Here is a 2851-nt window from a genome sequence, read left to right as displayed (position 1 = left end):
TGAAGACGCTATCGGACACTCTGCCGACGTGCACTACACCGAAGCGCGTACGGGAGACATCCTTCGTTCCGTGCTGAGTCATGATGCATTGAAACAGGCATTGGGCATTGTTCCGGCTATGGAACTTCCTGAAGGAATCAAAAAAACGTATGCCTGGTATCAGAGCCAGCAATCAGAATGGAAATAGAAATGAACGACGGAGGCTGTTCCCAGAGGATGGCTTCCGTTTTTTTGCTTTGATTCTTTGTTTTTTATCTGCTTTGGGATACAATAATATTATGTAGTAGAAGTATACGGCAGCTGCATAGGAGAAATGCAGCATGATTCCAGCCGGTATAAAGGAGTGAGTGGTGATGAATGAACGAGTAGTCGTACTAAATGGTGCCAAGATGAATTATGATGGAAAACTGGACTTTTCTGTCCTGTCGCCTGATACGATTGTCTATGATGACAGTCAGGCGGACGAAATTGTGGAACGGATTGACGGGGCGGCGGCCGTCATCACGAAGGAAATGCCCGTTCCGTCTGATATTATACAACGGTTTCCCGACAGCGTGAAACTCATCGTGGAAGCAGGGACGGGCTATAACAATATTGATATAGAGGCAGCAAGAGAAAAAGGGATTACCGTATGCAATATCCCGGCCTACAGCACACAGCGCGTGGCCCACACGGCCATTATGCTTCTCCTGAATCTGGCATCGTCCATGAGAGAGCAGATGGCTATGCTGGCAAAGGGAGACCGGCGCAACTTTACGGAACATCTCATGGTGCCCCATGGAGAAGTCAATGGAAAAATACTGGGCATTATTGGAGCCGGTCATATTGGCAGGGAAGTCATGAACATAGCCATCGTTCTCGGAATGGAAGTCGTCGTGTATACGCGTACGCCCCGGCCGGATGAAAATCACATTACCTATACGAATCTGGAAACGGTTCTCCGGACCTGCGACTATCTATCTATTCACTGCCCTCTGACGGACAAGACGCGTCATCTTATCGATAAGGACGCCATAGCACTGATGAAACCATCAGCCTGCATCATCAATACGGCCCGCGGTGCCATCATTGATGAACCGGCACTCATAGAAGCCCTGCAGGAGCATCGTCTGGCGGGGGCAGGCCTGGATGTGCAGGAAACGGAGCCACCGGCAGCGGACAGCCCGCTTTATACGATGAACAATGTAATCCTCACACCTCATATGGGCTGGAAAGGCTTGGAAACGCGGAAGCGGCTGGTTCATATCATAGCCGATGACGTCCGTCATTTCTTCGATGGGAATCCTATCAATGTAGTTAGTCAATAAAATCGTTTCAGACAAGAACGTCGTTCCGGCGTTGAGGTCATAGAAAAATGCCTGCTTCTGACAAGACAGAAGCAGGCAGGGAGAACTGGATATGCAAGATCGTTGGAAAGTTTCGGTCCGGCTGGCATCGTTTCTGGCACTGGCGCTGGTATTGCAGAGCATCCGCCTGGTCGTGCCGCTGCCGGGACCGGTAAATATGTTTTTTATTGGCAGTCTGCTCAATGCAGTCATGATTCTGTCTATCTGGCAGACTCGTTCGTACCGGGCCTGTATTATCGGTCTGATACTGCCTATGGGGGCATTTCTGCAGGGACAACTGCCACTGGTTTTCCTGATTCCTGTCATCGGTCTGGGCAATGCCTGCTTCATGGCCTGGGTATATCGCTTCCGCCGCAGCCGGGCTGCCCTTTTTGCCGGGCCGCTCGTGAAAGCGGGCATCCTCTATGGAGGTACAAACATCGTCCTCGCCATAGTGGCACTACCGGATGTAGTGGGGCAGACACTCAGCTTTATGATGAGCTGGCCTCAGATAGTAACGGGTTGTGTGGGAATCGTCCTGGCCGGTATCGTCTGGCGGCGGCTTTAGTATTTCATGGCTTCTTTTTTTGCCAGCTGGTCGCATCGTTCGTTCAGATCGACACCGGCGTGGCCTTTGACCCAGTGAAATGTTACGTGATGACTGCCATAGAGAGCGTCGAGAGCCATCCATAGTTCCCGGTTCAGCACGGGAGTCCCATCGGCCTTTTTCCAGCCCCGGCGCTTCCAGGCAGCCAGCCAGCGGGTGATGCCGTTCTTTAAATACTGGCTGTCCGTATAGAGGGCGACCCGTGAACCGGCCGGGGCCCACTGCAGGGCTTTGATTGCTGCTGTCAGTTCCATCCGGTTATTGGTTGTAGAAGGATGACCGCCAGATTGTTCGGAAACGGCCCCCGTGGCAATAGTACGGGCAACCATAGCCCAGCCGCCGGGACCGTCGGGATTTCTCAGGCAGGACCCGTCGGTATAAATGATGTAGTCCTGATCTGTATCTGCCGGCTGTTCCTGATGTAGCCGGGGGACCTTTTCCCCGTGGAACAGGCGATGACCGGAGGACTGTGCCGTATGAGAACCGGCGGAATCATCACCAGACAGCCAGCGCATCGCCTCTTCTGCACTGGTAAATCCTTTGAACCGGGCTCCGGCATAGCCGGTCACCTGCTTCTGGCATTCAGCCCAGGTAGTAAACAGCCCGGTCTGGCGGCCGATTTGTACGGCGTATATTTTTTTTGGCATAGAAACACCTCGTTTCAGAATTGTTATCGTACTGATTGTATCATGGAATGAACCGATTTAATAGAGAAAACCATAGAAAGGATGTTCGTACTATGAAACACAGGATGTCCCTCAGGCGCTTTATTTTACTAATTTTCGGTTGTTACTTTGTTCTGGCCGGAGTACAGGCAGCAACCGTCATCAACAGTGATGGTTATTATAAAGACATCCGCCTGGCCGGAAAAGTGCGGGTTGTCGATTCCTTTCCCGATATACGGGTACAGGTCGTTCAG

The 2851-nt window shown here is 51.7% G+C and carries 3 protein-coding genes and 2 pseudogenes; 4 read left to right on the top strand and 1 reads right to left on the bottom strand.

Annotation, left to right across the window (positions count from 1 at the left end):
• The 3 genes and pseudogenes from DBO31_RS09310 to DBO31_RS06625 form a co-directional block, all read left to right on the top strand.
• Positions 1-187: pseudogene (locus DBO31_RS09310) on the top strand (UDP-glucose 4-epimerase); the annotation flags it as partial.
• Between the two features lie 166 nt (positions 188-353).
• Complete coding sequence (locus DBO31_RS06630) at positions 354-1307, top strand: 2-hydroxyacid dehydrogenase (RefSeq protein ID WP_150824749.1); 954 nt, start codon at positions 354-356, stop codon at positions 1305-1307.
• 91 nt (positions 1308-1398) lie between these two features.
• A complete protein-coding gene (locus DBO31_RS06625; protein WP_113856208.1) occupies positions 1399-1893 on the top strand; it encodes a hypothetical protein in 495 nt (164 codons plus the stop codon).
• Here DBO31_RS06625 and rnhA read toward each other — a convergent pair.
• Entirely contained in the window at positions 1890-2579 is a 690-nt protein-coding gene (gene rnhA / locus DBO31_RS06620) for a ribonuclease HI (RefSeq protein ID WP_150824748.1), read from the bottom strand. The genes DBO31_RS06625 and rnhA overlap by 4 nt on opposite strands.
• A 92-nt stretch (positions 2580-2671) precedes the next feature.
• Here rnhA and DBO31_RS06615 point away from each other — a divergent pair.
• A pseudogene (locus DBO31_RS06615) lies at positions 2672-2851 on the top strand (hypothetical protein); the annotation flags it as partial.

Origin of the sequence: Megasphaera sp. DJF_B143, from assembly GCF_900320625.1 — a bacterium.
Lineage (GTDB): Bacteria > Bacillota > Negativicutes > Veillonellales > Megasphaeraceae > Megasphaera > Megasphaera hexanoica.
This window is presented reverse-complemented; position numbering and strand designations above follow the sequence as displayed.

What these genes read in the sequence shown, in the direction of transcription:
- DBO31_RS06630 (WP_150824749.1), top strand. Translation starts at nt 354, where the DNA reads ATGAATGAACGAGTAGTCGTACTAAATGGTGCCAAGATGAATTATGAT.
- DBO31_RS06625 (WP_113856208.1), top strand. Translation starts at nt 1,399, where the DNA reads ATGCAAGATCGTTGGAAAGTTTCGGTCCGGCTGGCATCGTTTCTGGCA.
- rnhA (WP_150824748.1), bottom strand. Translation starts at nt 2,579, where the DNA reads ATGCCAAAAAAAATATACGCCGTACAAATCGGCCGCCAGACCGGGCTG.